Here is an 18,406-nt window from a genome sequence, read left to right as displayed (position 1 = left end):
TCACGACCGGATCGCCCCCACCAGAAACTCCCGATTGCCGTCGCCCCCCTCGATGGGCGAGGGCACGCGCCCCAGCACGCGCCAGCCGAGGGCGGAAAGCTCGCCTTCGACGCGGACGCAGACCGCCTCGTGGATGGCGGCATCGCGCACCACGCCCTTGCGCACGGCGGCGCGACCGGCCTCGAACTGGGGCTTCACCAGCGCCACCAGCCGCGCGCCGGGCCCGGCGAAGGCCAGCGCCGCCGGAAGCACCAGCGCAAGGGAAATGAAGCTCACGTCCACCACAATCAGGTCCACCGGCTCCGGCAGCGCGTCGGACGGCAGGGCGCGGATGTCCGTGCCTTCCATCAGCACCACCTCCGGCCGCGCGGCGAGACGGGGGTGGAACTGGTCGCGCCCCACGTCCACCGCATGGACCCGCCGCGCGCCCCGGCGCAGCAGCACCTCGGTGAAACCGCCGGTGGAGGCGCCCACATCCAGCGCCACGAGGCCGGCGGGATCGATCCCGAAGGCGGCGAGGCCCGCCTCCAGCTTGAGCGCGCCACGGGACACGAAGTCGTGAACGTCGCGGGCCTCGATGCGCGCGCCGGCCTCGACCTCGGCCGAGGGCTTGAGAACCGTCACCCCGTCCACCTGCACCAGCCCGGCCGCCAGCGCCGCCTGGGCGCGGGCGCGGCTCTCGAACAGGCCGCGCTCCACCAGCAGGCGATCGATGCGCAGGCGCCCGGCGCCGGGAGCGGCGCCTGTCTCGGGCCCCGCGGAGGCGGTGGGGCATGATTGCGGGGAGGACTTCAACATTTTTGCCGCCGGGCGTCCTGCCCGAGGTCGCGGGCCGTCGAGGGCCGTGATATGCGATGGTCGCGGGGGAAGCAAACACCAGCCTTTAGCGGAGCGGCGCCCGCCGGCGGCCAAGGGCCCTCGGCGCGCGCGAAGCCTCCGCCCGGCCCTGACGGGACAGGAACGGTCGATCCATGAGCGTATGGCGTGGTTCTGTGCTGGCGATGGCGGGAGCGCTGGCCCTGCTGGCGGCGACGCCGGCCCTTGCGGCTCCCAAGTCCAAGCCCGCGGCGCGATCGGATGCGAAGGCCGAGGCGAAGGACCCGCGCGTGTGGGTGCTCGCCCGGGCCGACGACACCCTCGTGCTGCGCTACGGCTCGCCGCGCGTCGCAGACCCGGCGTTCGCCGTCGCCTGCCAGCCGGCGGCCCAGCTGATCCAGTTCATGGCCGAGGTCTCGGCCGCCAAGGTGAAGGCGGGCGACGGGGTCGCGCTCTCCCTCGGCGTCGGCAAGCGGCGGCTGGAGCTGGCCGCCTCCGCCTTCCGCGCCGCCACCGACGGGCGGGTGGTGGTGGAGGCCGCGGTGAGCCTCGACACCCGTCCCATCGACCTTCTGGGCGAAGGCGAAACCCTGGTGGTGCGTGTGCCCGGCGCCAGCGAAAGCTATCCGTTGGCGGGCGCCAAGGCCAAGCTGGCGGACTTCCGCAAGGCCTGCCTCGCGCGGCGCTGACGGGGCCGGCCCTGCCCCGCGTGGGGCGTGTTCCGGCGCCATCTTCCCCTTTGCCGCGCAGCCAGTATGATCCGCGCCGCAACGAGGACCCCTGTCATGCTTCGTCCCGCCCTCGCTCTCGTATCCCTTCTCGCCCTCGCGCTGCCGGCGGCGGCGCAGCAGAAGATGACCTGGCACCTGCAGGAATCCGACGACAGCGCCGCGCTCGTCTTCGGCGTGCCGGAAACCGACGACGTGGCCATCTTCTTCCTGTGCAAGCCCGGCACCCCGGGCCTGACGGTGCAATCCATGATCGGCTCCAAGGGGCTCGAGAAGGATGCCAACACCACGCTGGTCCTGACCGCCGGCAGCGTGAAGAAGAGCCTTTCCGGCAAGGCTATCGCCAATGAGGAGAGCGGCGCCGTGGACGTGGAGGCCGCCGGCCAGATGGCCGACCTGAAGGCTTTCGCCAAGGCCAGCGGCAACCTCACCATCGAGGTGAAGGGCGCCAAGCGGGCGATCGCGCTGTCCGGCATCGCCGCGCAGATCACCAAGTTCGAGGCCGCCTGCAAGCCCAAGAGCTGAGCGTCGAGCCCAGGCGCTGAGCGCCCAGCGGCCCGGGGCCGGGAAATGTCCGGCCCGCGGCACAGCGGCCCGATCGGCCGGCGCATGGCGGCGCCGGCCTCGGTGCGTCAGGCAGCGTTTGGGTCAGAAGGCGGGTGCCTCAGGCAGCGGCGGTGAGCCCGCCGGCCTGTTCGATGAAGCGGGCCACCACGTCCACCCCCACCCCGCTGCGGATGGAGGAGAAGACATAGGGCCGCCCCGCGCGCATCCGGATGGTATCCTGTTCCATGATCCCGAGATCGGCTCCCACCATGGGGGCGAGGTCGGTCTTGTTCACCACCAGCAGGTCCGAGCGGGTGATGCCGGGCCCGCCCTTGCGCGGGATCTTCTCCCCGCCGGCCACGTCGATCACATAGATGGTGATGTCCGCCAGCTCCGGCGAGAAGGTGGCGGCAAGGTTGTCGCCGCCCGATTCGATCAGCACCAGGTCGAGGTCGGGAAAGCGGGCCTGCATGTCCGCCACGGCCCTCAGGTTGATGGAGGCATCCTCGCGGATCGCCGTGTGCGGGCAGCCGCCCGTCTCCACGCCGAGGATGCGCTCGGCCGGCAGCGCGCCCGCCACCGTCAGCAGGCGCGCGTCTTCCTTGGTGTAGATGTCGTTGGTGATGGCGCAGATGTCGTAACGCGCGCGGAACGTCTTGCAGAGCGCCTCCATCAGCGCCGTCTTGCCCGAGCCGACCGGACCGCCGACACCGACGCGAAGGGGGGATTTACCGGAACTCATGAGCGGAACAGCCTCGTGTACTGGGTTTCGTGTCGGAAGCTGCCGAGATCGGCGCGGAACGTGGCACTGCCGATATCATCCAGCGTGAGCATGGCGGCCTCCGCCGCGAGGGCGCGGAGCGCGGGCGCAAGCCCCGCCACGACCCGCGTGCCGGCGGTCTGGCCGATGGGCGCGAGGCGGATGGCTGCGGAGACGAGGTTCTGCGCGGTGGCGAGCAGGAAGGCCTCCAGCGTCGCCGGAAGCGCCATGCCGTGCGCACCCGCCGCAAGGCCGACCGCCACCGGATAGGCCACCTCCCCGCCGAGCGCCGCCGCGGCCGCCTCCAGCCCCGGCGCGGGCCAGGCGGCACGCACGGCATCAAGGAAGGAGCGGCCCTGCTGGCAGGTCTCCAGCCGCAGCTCGGCGGACGGCGCGAGCGCCACGGCGAGGTCGTTCACCTCGGCAAGGCGCGCGCCATCGCCGGACGCCCGCCAGGCGTGGGCCAGCAGGATGGCGTCCGAACGGCCGAAGCCGAGGACGAGGAGATCGGACAGGAAGGCGGCAAGGCCGCTCTCGTCGGCGATGTCGCCCGCTTCCACCGCCCATTCCAGCGTGTGGGAATAGGCATAAGCCCCCACCGGAAACGCCGGCGAGAGCCATGCGAACAGCGGCAGCAGCCCGAGGGAAGCGGAAGGGGTGGCCGCCTGTGCCGAACCGGAATGGACCGCAAGAGGTCCTGCCGCGCCTGCGCCTGGATCTGTCGGCTGGCAGGCGGCCGATGAGACGCCGCCAGCGCCCGGATCTGTCAGCTGGCTCACGACCGGTGAGGCGGTGCGATCCCGGACCGTGGCCCCGGATGCGGCGACAGGCCCGCCGCCCCCCTGCCCCGACGCCGCAAAGCCGGCGGGGGTGGCGGTATCGGCCGGCGCTTCGTCGGGGGATGTCCGCACCGGCGCGGCGCACCCGGAGCGAGGCGTCACCGCCTCCTCCGGCTTGCCACTCACCGGCAGCGTCGACGCCTTACCCATGCTTGTGGCCGTGGCCGCAGCCGGGGCCATGGACGTGTGCCGGCTCGTGGTCATTCGCGTGGCTGCGATGGCCGTGGTCGTGGCCCGGGTGGTCGTGACCGCCATGGGCAGGTTGCGCAGGAGCGCCATGGGCTGGGTGCGCGTGCCCGTGAGCCTGCCCGCCGTGCTCGTGCGCACCATGTTCGTGCGCACCATGTTCGTGCGCGCCGTGATCGTGTGCGCCGTGATCGTGGCCGCAGCCACAGGCCTCGCCATGGGCGTGGTGGTCATGGGTATGGTCGTGATGGTCGTGCCCGTGATGCTCATGCCCATCGCGCTCATGACCATGGTGCTCATGACCATGGTGCGCGTGCGCATGCCCGTGGTCGTGATGGGCATGATCGTGAGGGGCGTCACCGTGATGCTCGTGCCCATGGCCGTGACCGCCATGGGCCTCGGCGGCCTCATAGGCGCCCTTCTCGGGCCGGAACGGGCGCGTCACCTTCGCCACGGCGGCGCCGAGGCCGCGCACCATCTCCGTGAGCACATGGTCGTCCACGAAATAGATGGCGGTCTCGGTCACCTCGGCCGGCACGTGCCGGTTGCCCAGGTGCCATGCGACCTTCATGAGCCGCAGGGGATTGGCGGTGGTCACCTCCACCAGTTCCTCCGGCGCCGCCTTGATGCGGACCAGCCGGCCATCCTCCAGCTTCACCGCGTCGCCGTCATCCAGCACCGCAGCCTTGTCGAGATCGAGCAGGAAGGCGGTGCCGCCGTCCGCCGTCATGGCGATGCGGCGGCGATGGCGGGCGTGGTGATCGAGGGTGATTTCGTCGGCCACCTTCTCCGCGCGGACGGCGGGACGGCGGACGACGGCGGTGGCGCGGATCATTCCTTCACTCCGAAACCGCCCCCGAACGCCGCCCGGCCTCGCGCGGCCGCGTGCGATCAGGTGGCGCTGTCCTGCCGATTCTGGTTGGTCTCGAACAGGAACCACAGGCGCTTCTCGGCCTCGTCCACATATTCTTCCAGCAGGCTGGCGGTGGCAATGTCCTCCGCCGCGTCCGCTGCCGCGTGCGCGGCGCGCATGGAGCCGATGGCCGCCTTGTTGTCGGCGATCAGCGCCTCGAACATGGCCTGCGGCGCAAGGAAGCCCTCCTCGCTCTCCTTCAGGGCGGTGAGGGTGAGGATCTCGGCATAGGAATGCACCGTCTGCCGGCCCAGCTTGCGCACCCGCTCGGCGAGCGGATCGATGGTGGCCTCGATGGCGGCGGCCTGCTCGTCCAAGAGCAGGTGATAGTCGCGGAAGTGCTTGCCGCTGATATGCCAGTGGAAATTCTTGGTCTTCAGGTACAGCACGAAAGTATCGGCCAGAACCCGATTCACCGCCTCGGCCACCTTGTCGACCTTGCCGGGATCGAGATCGGTCGGGGTGGCGAGGGCCTTCGGGGCGGCAGACTTGGCGGGCTTCTTCGACAATGCACGAACAACAGCCATGGCTGAACTCCTCAATGGAACCAATCGGACGAAGCCTTAAATCGGCGGTCCCGGCAAAGGTTCCATCGTGGGGCGCGGAAGTTTTCGGCAGGGCCGCAGCGCCTCAGAACAGGAAATAGCGCTGCGCCATGGGCAGCACCTCCGCCGGCTCGCACACCAGCAACTCGCCATCGGCGCGCACGTCGTAGGTCTCCGGGTCCACCTCGATGTGAGGGGTGGCGTCGTTGTTGATCATGCTCTTCTTGGAGATGCCGCCGCGCGTGTTCTCCACCGCCACCAGCTGCTTGTGCACGCCGAGGCGCTGGGCGAGACCGTCCTCCAGCGCCGCCTTCGACACGAAGGTGAGCGAGGTGTGCGTGCGCGCCCGGCCATAGGCGCCGAACATGGGCCGATAGTGCACCGGCTGGGGCGTGGGGATGGAGGCGTTGGGATCGCCCATCTGCGCCATGGCGATGGCGCCGCCCTTCAGCACCAGGTCCGGCTTCACGCCGAAGAAGGCCGGCGTCCACAGCACGAGATCGGCGAGCTTGCCCGTCTCCACCGAGCCGATGTGGCGGGACATGCCATGGGCGATGGCGGGGTTGATGGTGTATTTCGCGATGTAGCGGCGGGCACGGATGTTGTCGGCGTCCCCCTCCCCCGCCAGCCTGCCGCGCTGGCGCTTCATCTTGTCCGCGGTCTGCCAGGTGCGGATGATCACCTCGCCCACCCGGCCCATCGCCTGCGAATCCGAGCTCATCATGGAGAGCGCGCCGATGTCGTGGAGGATGTCCTCCGCGGCGATGGTCTCTTTGCGGATGCGGCTCTCGGCGAAGGCGAGGTCCTCGGCGATCTCGGGGTCGAGGTGGTGGCACACCATCAGCATGTCCAGATGCTCGTCGATGGTGTTGCGGGTATAGGGCCGGGTCGGGTTGGTGGAGGACGGCAGCACGTTCGGCAGGCCCGCCACCTTGATGATGTCCGGCGCATGGCCGCCGCCCGCACCTTCCGTGTGGAAGGCGTGGATTGTGCGGCCCTTGAAGGCGGCGATGGTGTCCTCGACGAAGCCGCTCTCGTTGAGCGTGTCGGTGTGGATCATCACCTGCACGTCGAGGGCGTCGGCCACCGAGAGACAGCAGTCGATGGCCGCGGGCGTCGTGCCCCAGTCCTCGTGGAGCTTGAGGGCGCAGGCGCCCGCCAGCACCATTTCCTCCAGCGCGCCGGGCAGCGAGGCGTTGCCCTTGCCGGCGAAGGCGAGATTCATCGGGAAGGCGTCCGCCGCCTCGATCATGCGCGCGATGTGCCACGGGCCGGGCGTGCAGGTGGTGGCGAAGGTGCCGGTGGCCGGCCCGGTGCCGCCGCCGAGCATGGTGGTGACGCCCGAGGCGAGCGCCTCCTCGATCTGCTGCGGGCAGATGAAATGGATGTGGCTGTCGAACCCGCCGGCGGTGAGGATCTTGCCCTCCCCGGCAATGATCTCCGTGCCCGGGCCGATGATGATGTCCACCCCGTCCTGCACGTCCGGGTTGCCGGCCTTGCCGATCTTCGCGATGCGCCCGCCCTTCAGGCCCACGTCCGCCTTCACCACCCCCCAGTGGTCGAGAATGACGGCGTTGGTGATGACCGTATCCATGGCGCCGTCGGCATTGGTCACCTGCGACTGGCCCATGCCGTCGCGGATCACCTTGCCGCCGCCGAACTTCACTTCCTCGCCGTGGCGGGTGAAATCCTTCTCGATCTCGATGAACAGCGAGGTGTCCGCAAGCCGCACCCGGTCGCCGGTGGTGGGGCCGAACATGTGGGCGTAGGCGGCGCGAGGCATGCGGCCGGTGGTCATCTGGGGCTCCTTGTGCCGTGGGCCTCGGTGCGCGACCGATGCCTGGAAGGGGGCTGGGGCGCTGCACGGGTCCGGCCCGCGCGCCGCCTCGTCATCGGGCTACCGGCTGGCGCCGTCGTGCTCGACGGGATGGAGGCTCTTCAGGTCCACGCCGTCGAGGCAGCGGGCGTTCACCGCCACCATCTCCGACCCGTCCGGCCCAATGGCGCGGGCGAACGGCTCTATGCCGCAGGTCGTGCAGAACAGGTGGTGGATCTCGCCGGTATTGAAGAGGTATTCGCGCGTGGCCCCCTCCCCCGAGAACAGGTGGAAGGACGGCGCCGGCGTGAAGGACAGGATGCTGCCCAGCCGGCGGCAGCGCGAGCAGTTGCAGGTCACGGTCCGGTCGAGGTCGAGATCCGCCTCGAACGTCACCGCCCCGCACTGGCAGCTGCCGGAATAATGCTGCATGGCCATCACAGCTTCCCCGTGACGTCGCCGCGGAAGCCGTAGACCTCGCGCTTGCCGCCGAAGGCCACCAGCGTCACCTCCCGGGTCGCGCCCGGCTCGAAGCGCACCGCGGTGCCGGGGGCGATGTCGAGGCGCATGCCGCGCGCCTTCTCCCGCTCGAAGGCGAGGGCCGGGTTGGTCTCGAAGAAATGGTAGTGGCTGCCCACCTGAATGGGCCGGTCGCCGGTGTTGGCCACAGTGACCTTCACCCGCTCCGCGCCCTCGTTGAAATGGATGTCGCCTTCCTGCGGCGCCAGCTCGCCGGGCACCAGCTCGGACGGCGCGCCGCGGATCGGGTGGTGGACGGTGACGAGCTTGATGCCGTCCGGAAAGGTCGCCTCCACCTGGATGTCGTGGATCATCTCGGAGATGCCCTCCATCACCTGATCGGCGGTGAGGACGCGGGCGCCGAGCTCCATCAGCTCGGCCACGGTCTTGCCGTCGCGGGCGCCCTCCACCACGAAATCGGTGATGAGCGCCACCGCCTCGGGATGATTGAGCTTCACCCCGCGGGCGAGGCGCTTCCTGGCCACTTCGGCGGCCATGGCGATGAACAGCTTGTCCTTCTCGCGCGGCGTCAGGTTCATTTGGTCAAGCCTGCACGTATATCTGTTGGGCAGATGGGTTGAATTGCGCTTTGCCAGTCCCCAAAAGGGCAACAATGGCCGCAAAATCGGCAGCTGGCAGGCCGAAGAACTCTCGAGCGCCTCCTCCGTTCAGGAAGATCCTGACGAAACCAACGTGATTATCGATATCCCAAGCGATTTCATATCGGACGATCGGCATGCCAGCCCTCCCTCAGGTGGCCCACACGCGCGGCAGAGGGGCGTGTCGGAAGGCCATCAGAAACGAGGCCGCGTCGCGGCGCAACGTCTCGATGTCCGGTGAAAGGAAGCGGACGGCCAGAAGCCCGTTCCAGGCGCTGGCGCCGGCCGTGCAGCGCGCGCCGTCGATGAGCGCGCGCGCCTCCTCCAGCCGCGATTCGGCATCGGGGGCCACATAGAGCAGGGTCGCGAGCACGCGATTGCCCCCGGCCACCGCCGGACGCGCGAGGAGCGCGCCGATGGGCCCGGCGAGGCGCAGCGCATCGGCGAAGACGAGGCGGCCGTCGCGGCGGACCCGCCAATGATCCTCCAGATGCCCCTCCCCCATGGCATCGCCATGGGCGAGCCGGCCCAGCACCAGCGCCTCGAACGAGAGGAAGGCGGCGGAGCCGGCCACATCCACCTCATAGCGCCGCTTCAGCCGGGCGCGATCGAACAGGATGGTCTCCTGCGGCAGCCAGTCGAGCCGTGCGCCGGGCCCGGCGGCAAGGCGCACATGGATCTCGGCAGAGGCGCCGTCGGAGCGGTAGACCTTCTCCGCCGCCGGTGTGGCGATGACGAGATGGGCGCCCGGCCCGGCCTCGGCCTCGATGGAAAACACATCGCCGCACGCCACCCCGCCGGCGGTGTTCACCAGCACCGCCTCCAGCGCCGATGACGATCGCGGCAGGCGCGCGCGCAGGGCGCCGCCTTCGGCCATGTCCACGAGCCGCGTGACGCCGCCGAACGCGGCAGCGCCGATCCGCACCCGGCCCTCGCTGCGCTGGCGGCCGGCGGGCGCCGGGCGCAGGCCGGCGGCGAGGGGCGCAGAAGCTGCGGGCGTGGTTTCGGCCCTGTCCTCAGATCGCCATGAGGCGGCGGACGTCGTCGCCATCGAGCCCGCTCCTGTCCCCGCTCGCCACCACCTCGCCGCGATCCATCAGGATGAAGCTGTCGGCAAGGTCGCGCGCGAACTCGAAATACTGCTCCACCAGTACGATGGCCATGTCGCCCTTGTCACGCAGGTAGGAGATGGCGCGGCCGATATCCTTGATGATGGATGGCTGGATGCCCTCCGTCGGCTCGTCCAGCACCAAAAGACGCGGACGGGTGACCAGCGCCCGGCCGATGGCCAGCTGCTGCTGTTGACCGCCCGACAGGTCGCCGCCGCGCCGGCGCAGCATCTTGGTCAGCACCGGGAACAGGTCGAACACCTCTTCCGGCACGTGCTTGTCCTTGCGGGCGAGGCGGGCGTAGCCGGTTTCCAGGTTCTCCTTCACGGAGAGCAGCGGAAACACCTCCCGCCCCTGCGGCACGAAGCCGATGCCAAGCGCCGCGCGCTCGGGCGTCGGCAGGCGCGAAATCTCCTTGCCGTCCAGCGTGATGGAGCCGCCCGCGATGGGCCGCTGGCCGACGATGGCGCGCAGCAGCGAGGTCTTGCCCACGCCGTTGCGCCCCAGCACGCAGGTGACCTTGCCCGCCTCGGCCGAGACCGACACCTTCTTCAGGGTGTGGGCGGCGCCGTAATAGAGGTCGAGGTTCTCAACCTTCAGCATCGCTCACCTCCCCAGATAGACTTCGATGACGCGCTCGTCGGCGCTCACCTGATCGAGGGCCCCCTCGGCCAGCACCGAGCCCTCGTGCAGCACGGTGACCTTCACGTCGAGGTCGCGCACGAACAGCATGTCGTGCTCCACCACCACAACCGAGCGGGTCTTGGCGATCTCCTTCAGCAGCACGGCGGTGTCCGCCGTCTCCTGGTCGGTCATGCCCGCGGCCGGCTCGTCCACCAGCAGCAGGCGCGGCTCCTGCGCCAGCAGCATGCCGATCTCCAGCCACTGCTTCTGGCCGTGGGAGAGATCACCGGCGCGGCGATGGCGCTGGTCCTTCAGGCGCACGCGCTCGAGCAGCTCGTCCACGCGCTCGCGCTCGTGGCGGGTGGGGGTCCAGTAGACGTTGGCGAACGGCGCGCGATTGGCCTTGACCGCCAGCAGCACGTTGTCCTCCACCGAGTGCATGTCGAACACGGTGGGGGTCTGGAACTTGCGCCCGATGCCGAGCTGGGCGATCGCCGCCTCGTCGAGGCTGGTAAGGTCATGCGTGCCGGCGAACAGGGCGACGCCGTCGTTGGGCCGGGTCTTGCCGGTGATGACGTCCATCATCGTGGTCTTGCCGGCGCCGTTGGGGCCGATGATGGCCCGCATCTCCGCCTCGCCGATGACGAGGGAGAGCGCGTTCAGCGCCCGGAAGCCGTCGAAGGAGACGGTGATGTTGTCGAGATAGAGCAGCGAGGGGGTGAGCGCGCGGGGATCGGGAGCGGCGCGGGCCGCCTCCATCTCGCGCATCTCCGCTTCCAGCGCGAGGGCGCCGTGCGACTTCACCACATAGGGCTCGCCAGCGGGTGTTTCGAAGCTCATGGCGCTCACTCCGCGGGCTCGGGGCTGGGGGTGGCGGCAGGCCGGCGGGCTTTCCACTTCTCGGAGAGGCTGGCCACAAGACCGAGCACGCCCTTGGGCAGGAACAGCGTCACCAGCACGAACAGGGCCCCGAGGCCGAACAGCCAGGCCTCCGGGAACACGCCGGTGAACCAGGTCTTGCCCGCATTGACGATGAGCGCGCCCAGCGCCGCGCCCACCAGCGTGCCGCGTCCGCCCACCGCCACCCAGATCACCATCTCGATGGACTGGGCGGGCGCGAACTCGGACGGGTTGATGATGCCCACCTGCGGCACATAGAGCGCCCCGGCGACACCCGCGAGCATGGCCGAAAGCACCCAGGCCACCAGCTTGTAGTTCTCCACCCGGTAGCCGAGGAAGCGGGTGCGGCTCTCCGCATCGCGCACCGCCACCAGCACCTTGCCGTACTTGGAGGTGACGAGGCCGCGGCAGATGAGATAACCCGCCGCCAGCGCCAGCGCCGACGCCACGAACAGCACGAGGCGCGTCGCCGGCGCCTGGATCGGGAAGCCGAGGATGTCCTTGAAGTCGGTGAGGCCGTTGTTGCCACCGAAGCCCATATCGTTGCGGAAGAAGGCGAGCATCAGCGCGAACGTCATGGCCTGGGTGATGATGGACAGGTAGACGCCCGTCACCCGCGAGCGGAAGGCGAACCAGCCGAACACGAAGGCCAGCGCCCCGGGCACCAGCACCACCATGAGCATGGCGAAGGGGAAGATGTTGAACCCTTCCCAGAACCACGGCAGCTGCTTGTAGTTCAAGAACACCATGAAGTCCGGCAGCACCGGATTGCCATAGACGCCGCGCGGGCCGATCTGGCGCATCAGGTACATGCCCATGGCATAGCCGCCCAGCGCGAAGAAGGCGCCGTGGCCGAGCGAGAGCACGCCGCAATAGCCCCACACCAGATCCACCGCGACCGCCAGCAGCGCGTAGCACAGGTACTTGCCCAGCAGCGGGATCATATAGTCCGGCACGTGCAGCGGATTGCCGGGCGGCAGCAGCAGGTTCGATGCGGGAACCAGCACCGCCGCCGCCAGCACGATGACGAGGAAGATGCCGCCGGTGCGGTCGATGATGCCAGGGGTTCTCATGATTCCACCGCCCGGCCCTTCAGCGCGAACAGGCCGCGCGGGCGCTTCTGGATGAACAGGATGATGAAGACGAGCAGCAGGATCTTGCCCAGCACGGCGCCCGCGAACGGCTCCAGCAGCTTGTTGGCGACGCCGAGCGTGAAGGCGCCCACCAGCGTGCCCCACAGGTTCCCCACCCCGCCGAACACCACCACCATGAAGCTGTCGATGATGTAGCCCTGCCCGAGGTTGGGGCTGACATTGTCGATCTGCGAGAGGGCGACGCCGGCGATGCCGGCGATGCCGGAGCCGAGGCCGAAGGTGAGCGCATCGATGCGGCCGGTGCGGATGCCCATGGCTGCAGCCATGCGCCGGTTCTGCGTCACCGCCCGCACATAGAGGCCGAGCGGCGTGCGCTTCAGCACCAGCAGCAGGGTGAAGAACACCATCAGCGCGAAGACGATGATCCACAGGCGGTTGTAGGTGATGGACATCTGCCCCACCTGGAACGCCCCGGACATCCAGGAGGGCGCGCCGACTTCCTGGTTCGTCGGCCCGAACACGGTGCGCACCGCCTGCTGCAGGATCAGCGAGACGCCCCAGGTGGCGAGCAGCGTCTCCAGCGGACGGCCGTAGAGGAAGCGGATCACCGTGCGCTCGATCAGGATGCCCACCAGCGCCGTGAACAGGAAGGCGAGCGGCAGGGCGATGGCGAGCGACCAGTCGAACAGGTAGGGCGCCGACTTGCGAATGATATCCTGCACCACGAACGTGGTGTAGGCGCCCAGCATCACCATCTCGCCGTGGGCCATGTTGATGACGCCCATGACACCGAAGGTGATGGCGAGGCCGATGGCCGCCAGCAGCAGCACCGAGCCGAGCGAGAGGCCGTACCAGACATTCTGCAGCACCGCCCAGAACTTCAGGTTCTGCTCCACCTTGGCGATGCCGAGGTCGGCCTCGGCCTTCAGGGCGGGCGGGCTGGAAGCGGGCAGGCTGCGCAGCACGCCGATGGCCTCCTGATCACCGCGGGCGGCGATCTTCTGGATGGCGACGCGGCGCTCGGCCTCGGGCGCATCGGCCTTGCCGATGAGAATGGCGGCGCGAGCCTGCTCCAGCGCCTCCTTCACCGACGGGACCGTCTCCTTGGCGATGGCCGCATCCAGCATGGGCAGCGCCGCGGCATCGCGCGACTTGAACACCGCCGCCGCGGCATCGGCGCGCTTGGCCGGATCGGGATTGAGCAGGGAAAGCGCGCCGGCGGCGGCATCGATGGCGCGACGGACGCGGTTGTTGGCGCGCACCGGGGTCAGCGTGGTCGGCGCGCTGGCGACGATGGCGCCGGTCGCGGGGTCGACCGCGCCGGCCGGCGTGCGGATGAACACGGCCTTGGTGGCCGGATCGAACACCAGCCGGCCCGCGGCGAGCGCATCCACCACCAAGGCCGCCTGCGGATTGGACGAGGTGGACAGGGCGGCGAGCGCGTCGGCCGTGTCCGAATAGCTGTCGGTGCCGAACTTCGCGACGATGGTGGAGAAGTCGTCCGCCGCCTGCGCCCGCGGGACCGGCGGCAGAAGGGCGAGGAGCAGCGCGAGAAGGGGAAGCAGGAGCGCCTTGAGGGCGTGGGACCGCCGCGCGGCGGGCGGCGGGGGAAGGCGCAAGCGCATCATCGGTGGCATCCGCTCCGTAGGTCCGCCCCTGCCGCTCGCCTTGGCGTCGGGGGCCGGCCTCCACTGTCGAGATCTGGGACGGACCCTGCTGTGCGGCGGGGCAGGCCGCGCGGGGGCCGGCATGCGCGACCGGACAGCCCGGCCACGACCCTTGGATCGATGCTCCCCCTCCCCGCGAGGGGAGAGGGAGGAGCGCCCGGAAGGACGGTACGAGAGGAGTTCAAGATCACAATGCTTCAAAGAAACCCGGGACCGCAGCGGACGGGGCGCGAGGCAACCCCGCCGCTTCGACCGTTGCCGGACGGCCGTCAGCCGCCGGCGATCACTTGACGACCGTCACTTGACGGCCATCACCTGGACCGTTACTTGGACGATCACTTGGCGGCCGACAGGCACACGTTCTTGGTGGTGTCGAAGTTGCCGCAATTGTACTTCACCCAGTCAGCGACGAGGTTCTTGGAACCTTCGAGGTAGCGCGACCACGCCTCGCCCGGGATGAGGTCCTTGGTCTTCCACACCACGTCGAACTGGCCATTGCCCTCGATCTCGCCGATGAACACCGGCTTGGTGATGTGATGGTTCGGCAGCATCTCGGACACGCCGCCCGTGAGGTTGGCCTGCTTGATGCCCGGCAGCGCGGCGATCACCTTGTCCTGATCGGTCGTGCCGGCCTTCTCCACCGCCTTCACCCACATGTTGAAGCCGATGTAGTGGGCCTCCATGGGGTCATTGGTGACGCGCTTGGGATCCTTGGTGAAGGCGTGCCACTTGGCGATGAAGTCCTTGTTCTCCGGCGTGTCGATGGACATGAAGTAGTTCCATGCCGCAAGGTGGCCGGCGAGCGGCTTGGTATCGATGCCCGCGAGCTCTTCCTCGCCCACCGAGAAGGCGACGACCGGAATGTCCTTGGCGCTGATGCCCTGGTTGGCCAGCTCCTTGTAGAAGGGCACGTTGGCGTCACCGTTGATGGTGGAGACCACCGCGGTCTTCTTTCCGGCCGAGCCGAACTTCTTGATGTCGGAGACGATGGTCTGCCAGTCGGAATGACCGAACGGCGTGTAGTTGATCATGATGTCCTCGGCCTTCACGCCGCGGGACTTCAGATACGCCTCGAGGATCTTGTTGGTGGTGCGCGGATAGACGTAGTCGGTGCCGGCGAGCACCCAGCGCTCCACCTTCTCCTCGTTGGCGAGGTAGTCCACCGCCGGGATGGCCTGCTGGTTGGGGGCGGCGCCGGTGTAGAACACGTTGCGCTCGCTCTCCTCGCCCTCGTACTGGACGGGGTAGAAGAGGATGTTGTTCAGCTCCTTGAACACCGGCAGCACGGACTTGCGCGACACCGAGGTCCAGCAGCCGAACACAGCCGCGACCTTGTCCTTGGTGATGAGCTCGCGCGCCTTCTCGGCGAACAGCGGCCAGTTGGAGGCGGGGTCCACCACCACCGCCTCGAGCTTCTTGCCCAGCACGCCGCCCTTCTTGTTCTGCTCCTCGATGAGCATGAGCATCGCGTCCTTCAGCGTGGTCTCGCTGATGGCCATGGTGCCCGACAGTGAATGCAGGATGCCGACCTTGATGGTGTCGTCCGCGGCGCGCGAGGCGCCGACACCCATGGCGCTGGCCACGACGGCACCCGCGACGATCGCCCCGAACTTCCTCCTGGTCGCCTGTCCCAGCAAACCGAGCATTCGCTCTCTCCCCTGTTGCTTCGGCCCCGTCGGGCCGGCCGGTGGATTGGTTCGCAAGGCGCGTGCCAACGGCCCCGCCGCGTTGCGTCACAACGGCGGTGGCGGACGGGCATCGCAGGACAAGGCCGGGGCGCCGGCCGAGGACGCAGATTGACGCGATCTTAGGCACCTCCTCAGACCGAAACCGCCCACAGAATAGGCATACGTATCCGTGGGCGAATCCTTTGGCAGTGCTAACGCAGCGGACTACCGGCACCAAAGGGGGCAAGGCTCCGCGACTTCGCACGCAAGCGGGGAGTTTTGCCGCAGATTGAGGCACACCGGCTTGCGGGCAGGATGGCGGAATGCCTCCGGCCGCGCCATCCGCGTCGACAAGTTCCCATCCTCCGCCCCTCAAGCATCAGAGGACATGGAACAGATAAAGCAGAACCACCACCGAGAGTGGAACACCCATCAGCCAGAGCAGAAGGCCACGCATTTCCCTCTCCCTCGTCACGAGTTCTTGGAACTGCTTTGAAAACGCCGGATGGCGCAGCCAAGTTCCGCGTGATGCCTTCCCGTTCGCCGACGAAAGACGCACCACGGGCGCTATCCGGCAGGCATCCATCGCCGGTCATCCCCGCCCGACCGGCGGGCTTTGCCTTTACGTGATGGCGACGCTGCCGCTGCGACGGGCGATGCAATGCAGCATGCGGGCTTGACTCCGCGCGCGGGCTGGGACTTCCGTGCCTCATATCCGGACAAGGGAGCGTGGCGTGAGCGATCTGATCTCGGGGTACAGGAGATTTCGGGAAGTCGCGTGGCCCGAGCGCAAGCAGCTGTTCGAGGCGCTGGCGGCGCGCGGGCAGAAGCCCGAGACGCTGGTGATCGCGTGCTCGGACAGCCGCGTCGATCCCCAGATGATCTTCGATGCCGGCCCGGGCGAGATGTTCGTGGTGCGCAACGTGGCGAACCTGGTGCCGCCGTTCCAGCCGGACACAAACTATCACGGTACCTCGGCCGCCATCGAGTTCGCGGTCCGCGTGCTCAAGGTGAAGAAGGTGGTGGTGATGGGCCACGCCCAGTGCGGCGGCATCCACGCCCTGCTGGAGGGCGCCCCTCCCGGCGCCGAGGACTTCGTGGCCGGCTGGATGAAGATTGCCGAGCCCGCCCGCCTGATGGCCGAGGACGCCGACCTGCCGGCGACCGAGAAGCAGCGGTTCTGCGAGCAGTGCTGCGTCAAGCTCTCGCTGGCGAATCTCGCGAGCTTCCCGTGGGTTGCGGAGCGGGCCGGCGCCGGCGACCTCAAGCTGCTCGGCGCCTATTTCGGCGTCGCCACGGGGCAGCTGGAGGTGCTGCAGGACGACGGAACCTTCCAGGCGGTCTGATCCGCCACAGTTTTCGCCACGGCTGTCATAGGGCGGACGGACAGGCGCTTTACGCAAGGAACGGGATAACGTCCAGACGGCTGCGGCCGCCCGGACCTTGAACGCGGCCGGGAAGAGCACATGAACCTCGCCACCCTGCAGAAGACCGAGTATTCGTCCATCAACTCCCGCCTCGGGCGCGAGCATGTGGCTGACATCGTCGAATTCCTGAACGGCAAGACGGCCGAGGAAGCGACCGAGGTGGTCTCCCACATGCCCCTGCAATGGGCCGTGGAGGTGCTCGACCAGCCGCAGTTCCACGATGCCTGCGAGGTGGTGGAGGCGCTGCCGCAGGACAAGGCGCTGGCCATGCTGGAGGGCATGTCCACCGACCGCGCCGCCGACGTGCTGCGCTGGATCGGCGAGCCCGCCAAGAGCCGGCTGCGCGAGGCGCTCAGCACGGAGGCGCGCGGCGCCATCGACCACCTGCTGACCTATCCCGAAGGCACAGCCGGCGCCCTGATGACCACCGAGTTCGTCAGCGTGCCGTCCGACTGGACGGTGCAGCAGACCCTCGACCACATCCGCGAGGTGGAGCACAGCCGCGAGACGGTCTACGCCATCTACGTGCTGCACCCCACCACCAAGCGGCTGGTGAACACGGTGTCGCTGCGCCGGCTGATCTCGGGCAAGCCGGATGCGCCCATCCTCTCGGTGGCGCACCCCTACGCGCCCATCACCGTGCCGGCGAACATGCCGCGGGAGGAGGTGGCGCGCACCATCTCCAAGTACGATTTCCTCGCCGTGCCGGTCATGGACACCACCGGCCACGTCCTCGGCATCGTCACCGTGGACGACGTCATCGACGCCATGATCGAGGAGCAGACCGAGGACGTGCAGCGCATGGGCGGCATGGAGGCCATCGACGAGCCCTACCTCGACATCTCCTTCGGCGAGATGATCCGCAAGCGCGCCGGCTGGCTGTGCGTGCTGTTCCTGTCCGAGATGCTGACCACCTCGGCCATGCAGGTGTTCTCCGACGAGCTCGAGAAGGCCATCGTGCTGGCCCTGTTCATTCCGCTGGTCATGAGCTCGGGCGGCAACTCGGGCTCGCAGGCCACCTCCCTCATCATCCGCGCGCTGGCGCTGCAGCAGGTGCGGCTGCGGGACTGGTGGCGGGTGGCGCTGCGCGAGCTGCCCACCGGCATCGTGCTCGGCTCCATCCTTGGCGTCATCGGCATCGTGCGCATCGTGATCTGGCAGGAAGCCGGCATCTTCGATTATGGCGAGTACTGGAAGCTGCTGGCCGCCACCATCGGCGCGGCGCTCATCGGCATCGTCACCTTCGGCTCGCTGGCGGGCTCGCTGCTGCCGTTCCTGCTCAAGCGGCTCGGGTTCGATCCGGCCACCGCCTCAGCCCCGTTCATCGCCACGCTGGTGGATGTGACCGGCATCGTCATCTACTTCTCGGTGGCGTGGCTGTTCCTGCACGGCACCATCCTGTGAGGGCAGCCTAGCCCTGGCGGATGAAGCGCATCAGCGCCCCGTAGCCGCCCTCACCCTCGACGGGGGCGGCGTCGGCCGCCGCGGCCGCAAGGTCGGCGGCGGTCACCTCGAACCCGCGCGAGGCGAGGAAGCGCACGGCGTCCTCGGTGCTGGAGAATCGGTCCACCTCTTCCGCCAGCACGGCGCTGAGGCCGGTATTGCCGGATGCGTCTGCCTTCAGCCGCTCCACGTCGTGATTGCCCATGGC

The 18,406-nt window shown here is 68.8% G+C and carries 21 protein-coding genes; 4 read left to right on the top strand and 17 right to left on the bottom strand.

What is annotated here, in order from left to right; all coding sequences use genetic code 11:
• Window positions 1-798, bottom strand: coding sequence for a TlyA family RNA methyltransferase (locus tag V5F49_RS21290; RefSeq protein ID WP_394115265.1), 798 nt, complete (start codon window positions 796-798; stop codon window positions 1-3).
• 173 nt (window positions 799-971) lie between these two features.
• On the opposite strand from V5F49_RS21290, the gene V5F49_RS21285 reads away from it, so the two are divergent.
• Together V5F49_RS21285 and V5F49_RS21280 are read left to right on the top strand one after the other, a co-directional pair.
• Window positions 972-1,505, top strand: coding sequence for a hypothetical protein (locus V5F49_RS21285; protein WP_394115264.1), 534 nt, complete (start codon window positions 972-974; stop codon window positions 1,503-1,505).
• A gap of 96 nt (window positions 1,506-1,601) precedes the next feature.
• Window positions 1,602-2,069, top strand: coding sequence for a hypothetical protein (locus V5F49_RS21280; RefSeq protein ID WP_394115263.1), 468 nt, complete (start codon window positions 1,602-1,604; stop codon window positions 2,067-2,069).
• 139 nt (window positions 2,070-2,208) lie between these two features.
• On the opposite strand, the gene ureG is transcribed toward V5F49_RS21280, so the two are convergent.
• The 15 genes from ureG to V5F49_RS21205 form a co-directional block, all read right to left on the bottom strand.
• The gene (gene ureG / locus V5F49_RS21275) at window positions 2,209-2,832 is read right to left on the bottom strand and encodes an urease accessory protein UreG (protein ID WP_394115262.1); all 624 of its coding nucleotides are present in this window, start codon (window positions 2,830-2,832) and stop codon (window positions 2,209-2,211) included.
• Complete coding sequence (locus V5F49_RS21270; RefSeq protein ID WP_394115261.1) at window positions 2,829-3,449, bottom strand: urease accessory protein UreF; 621 nt, start codon at window positions 3,447-3,449, stop codon at window positions 2,829-2,831. The genes ureG and V5F49_RS21270 overlap by 4 nt, the downstream gene beginning before the upstream one ends.
• Before the next feature lie 382 nt (window positions 3,450-3,831).
• Window positions 3,832-4,710 (bottom strand): urease accessory protein UreE, encoded by an 879-nt coding sequence (gene ureE / locus V5F49_RS21265; RefSeq protein WP_394115260.1) that lies wholly within the window; start codon window positions 4,708-4,710, stop codon window positions 3,832-3,834.
• Window positions 4,711-4,766: 56 nt separating this feature from the next.
• A complete protein-coding gene (locus tag V5F49_RS21260) occupies window positions 4,767-5,315 on the bottom strand; it encodes a Dps family protein (RefSeq protein WP_394115259.1) in 549 nt (182 codons plus the stop codon).
• A gap of 103 nt (window positions 5,316-5,418) precedes the next feature.
• Window positions 5,419-7,131, bottom strand: coding sequence for an urease subunit alpha (ureC, locus tag V5F49_RS21255; protein WP_394115258.1), 1,713 nt, complete (start codon window positions 7,129-7,131; stop codon window positions 5,419-5,421).
• A 99-nt stretch (window positions 7,132-7,230) separates the two neighbouring features.
• Window positions 7,231-7,587 (bottom strand): GFA family protein, encoded by a 357-nt coding sequence (locus V5F49_RS21250; protein ID WP_394115257.1) that lies wholly within the window; start codon window positions 7,585-7,587, stop codon window positions 7,231-7,233.
• Window positions 7,587-8,207, bottom strand: coding sequence for an urease subunit gamma (locus tag V5F49_RS21245; RefSeq protein ID WP_394115256.1), 621 nt, complete (start codon window positions 8,205-8,207; stop codon window positions 7,587-7,589). The genes V5F49_RS21250 and V5F49_RS21245 overlap by 1 nt, the downstream gene beginning before the upstream one ends.
• Window positions 8,208-8,211: 4 nt before the next feature.
• The gene (locus V5F49_RS21240; RefSeq protein WP_394115255.1) at window positions 8,212-8,406 is read right to left on the bottom strand and encodes a hypothetical protein; all 195 of its coding nucleotides are present in this window, start codon (window positions 8,404-8,406) and stop codon (window positions 8,212-8,214) included.
• A 12-nt stretch (window positions 8,407-8,418) separates the two neighbouring features.
• The gene (locus V5F49_RS21235; RefSeq protein ID WP_394115254.1) at window positions 8,419-9,318 is read right to left on the bottom strand and encodes an urease accessory protein UreD; all 900 of its coding nucleotides are present in this window, start codon (window positions 9,316-9,318) and stop codon (window positions 8,419-8,421) included.
• The gene (urtE, locus tag V5F49_RS21230) at window positions 9,284-9,979 is read right to left on the bottom strand and encodes an urea ABC transporter ATP-binding subunit UrtE (RefSeq protein ID WP_394115253.1); all 696 of its coding nucleotides are present in this window, start codon (window positions 9,977-9,979) and stop codon (window positions 9,284-9,286) included. The genes V5F49_RS21235 and urtE overlap by 35 nt, the downstream gene beginning before the upstream one ends.
• A gap of 3 nt (window positions 9,980-9,982) precedes the next feature.
• A complete protein-coding gene (gene urtD, locus V5F49_RS21225; RefSeq protein ID WP_394115397.1) occupies window positions 9,983-10,759 on the bottom strand; it encodes an urea ABC transporter ATP-binding protein UrtD in 777 nt (258 codons plus the stop codon).
• Between the two features lie 86 nt (window positions 10,760-10,845).
• Window positions 10,846-11,973, bottom strand: coding sequence for an urea ABC transporter permease subunit UrtC (gene urtC / locus V5F49_RS21220; protein ID WP_394115252.1), 1,128 nt, complete (start codon window positions 11,971-11,973; stop codon window positions 10,846-10,848).
• Window positions 11,970-13,622, bottom strand: a complete 1,653-nt coding sequence (gene urtB / locus V5F49_RS21215) for an urea ABC transporter permease subunit UrtB (RefSeq protein ID WP_394115251.1) — start codon at window positions 13,620-13,622, stop codon at window positions 11,970-11,972. Before urtB ends, urtC begins: the two co-directional genes overlap by 4 nt.
• Window positions 13,623-13,996: 374 nt before the next feature.
• The gene (urtA, locus tag V5F49_RS21210) at window positions 13,997-15,232 is read right to left on the bottom strand and encodes an urea ABC transporter substrate-binding protein (protein WP_394115396.1); all 1,236 of its coding nucleotides are present in this window, start codon (window positions 15,230-15,232) and stop codon (window positions 13,997-13,999) included.
• A gap of 475 nt (window positions 15,233-15,707) precedes the next feature.
• A complete protein-coding gene (locus V5F49_RS21205) occupies window positions 15,708-15,890 on the bottom strand; it encodes a hypothetical protein (RefSeq protein WP_509210720.1) in 183 nt (60 codons plus the stop codon).
• A gap of 172 nt (window positions 15,891-16,062) precedes the next feature.
• Here V5F49_RS21205 and V5F49_RS21200 point away from each other — a divergent pair, with 172 nt between their 5' ends.
• Together V5F49_RS21200 and mgtE are read left to right on the top strand one after the other, a co-directional pair.
• Complete coding sequence (locus V5F49_RS21200; RefSeq protein ID WP_394115250.1) at window positions 16,063-16,674, top strand: carbonic anhydrase; 612 nt, start codon at window positions 16,063-16,065, stop codon at window positions 16,672-16,674.
• A 120-nt stretch (window positions 16,675-16,794) separates the two neighbouring features.
• Entirely contained in the window at window positions 16,795-18,159 is a 1,365-nt protein-coding gene (mgtE, locus tag V5F49_RS21195; RefSeq protein ID WP_394115249.1) for a magnesium transporter, read from the top strand.
• A 7-nt stretch (window positions 18,160-18,166) separates the two neighbouring features.
• Here the strand turns inward: mgtE and V5F49_RS21190 are convergent, their stop codons facing one another.
• Complete coding sequence (locus V5F49_RS21190) at window positions 18,167-18,403, bottom strand: hypothetical protein (RefSeq protein WP_394115248.1); 237 nt, start codon at window positions 18,401-18,403, stop codon at window positions 18,167-18,169.
• Window positions 18,404-18,406 lie beyond the last annotated feature (3 nt).

The sequence above is a fragment of the Xanthobacter lutulentifluminis genome, assembly GCF_043194675.2.
Classification (GTDB): Bacteria; Pseudomonadota; Alphaproteobacteria; order Rhizobiales; family Xanthobacteraceae; genus Xanthobacter.
Note: the sequence above shows the minus strand (reverse complement) of the source record. Positions and strands in the feature narration are given on the sequence as shown.

Coding starts and splice junctions, on each gene's coding strand:
- V5F49_RS21290 (WP_394115265.1), bottom strand. CDS start 798: ATGTTGAAGTCCTCCCCGCAATCATGCCCCACCGCCTCCGCGGGGCCC.
- V5F49_RS21285 (WP_394115264.1), top strand. CDS start 972: ATGAGCGTATGGCGTGGTTCTGTGCTGGCGATGGCGGGAGCGCTGGCC.
- V5F49_RS21280 (WP_394115263.1), top strand. CDS start 1,602: ATGCTTCGTCCCGCCCTCGCTCTCGTATCCCTTCTCGCCCTCGCGCTG.
- ureG (WP_394115262.1), bottom strand. CDS start 2,832: ATGAGTTCCGGTAAATCCCCCCTTCGCGTCGGTGTCGGCGGTCCGGTC.
- ureE (WP_394115260.1), bottom strand. CDS start 4,710: ATGATCCGCGCCACCGCCGTCGTCCGCCGTCCCGCCGTCCGCGCGGAG.
- V5F49_RS21260 (WP_394115259.1), bottom strand. CDS start 5,315: ATGGCTGTTGTTCGTGCATTGTCGAAGAAGCCCGCCAAGTCTGCCGCC.
- ureC (WP_394115258.1), bottom strand. CDS start 7,131: ATGACCACCGGCCGCATGCCTCGCGCCGCCTACGCCCACATGTTCGGC.
- V5F49_RS21250 (WP_394115257.1), bottom strand. CDS start 7,587: ATGGCCATGCAGCATTATTCCGGCAGCTGCCAGTGCGGGGCGGTGACG.
- V5F49_RS21245 (WP_394115256.1), bottom strand. CDS start 8,207: ATGAACCTGACGCCGCGCGAGAAGGACAAGCTGTTCATCGCCATGGCC.
- V5F49_RS21240 (WP_394115255.1), bottom strand. CDS start 8,406: ATGCCGATCGTCCGATATGAAATCGCTTGGGATATCGATAATCACGTT.
- V5F49_RS21235 (WP_394115254.1), bottom strand. CDS start 9,318: ATGGCGACGACGTCCGCCGCCTCATGGCGATCTGAGGACAGGGCCGAA.
- urtE (WP_394115253.1), bottom strand. CDS start 9,979: ATGCTGAAGGTTGAGAACCTCGACCTCTATTACGGCGCCGCCCACACC.
- urtD (WP_394115397.1), bottom strand. CDS start 10,759: ATGGAGGCGGCCCGCGCCGCTCCCGATCCCCGCGCGCTCACCCCCTCG.
- urtC (WP_394115252.1), bottom strand. CDS start 11,973: ATGAGAACCCCTGGCATCATCGACCGCACCGGCGGCATCTTCCTCGTC.
- urtB (WP_394115251.1), bottom strand. CDS start 13,622: ATGATGCGCTTGCGCCTTCCCCCGCCGCCCGCCGCGCGGCGGTCCCAC.
- urtA (WP_394115396.1), bottom strand. CDS start 15,232: ATGGGTGTCGGCGCCTCGCGCGCCGCGGACGACACCATCAAGGTCGGC.
- mgtE (WP_394115249.1), top strand. CDS start 16,795: ATGAACCTCGCCACCCTGCAGAAGACCGAGTATTCGTCCATCAACTCC.
- V5F49_RS21190 (WP_394115248.1), bottom strand. CDS start 18,403: ATGGGCAATCACGACGTGGAGCGGCTGAAGGCAGACGCATCCGGCAAT.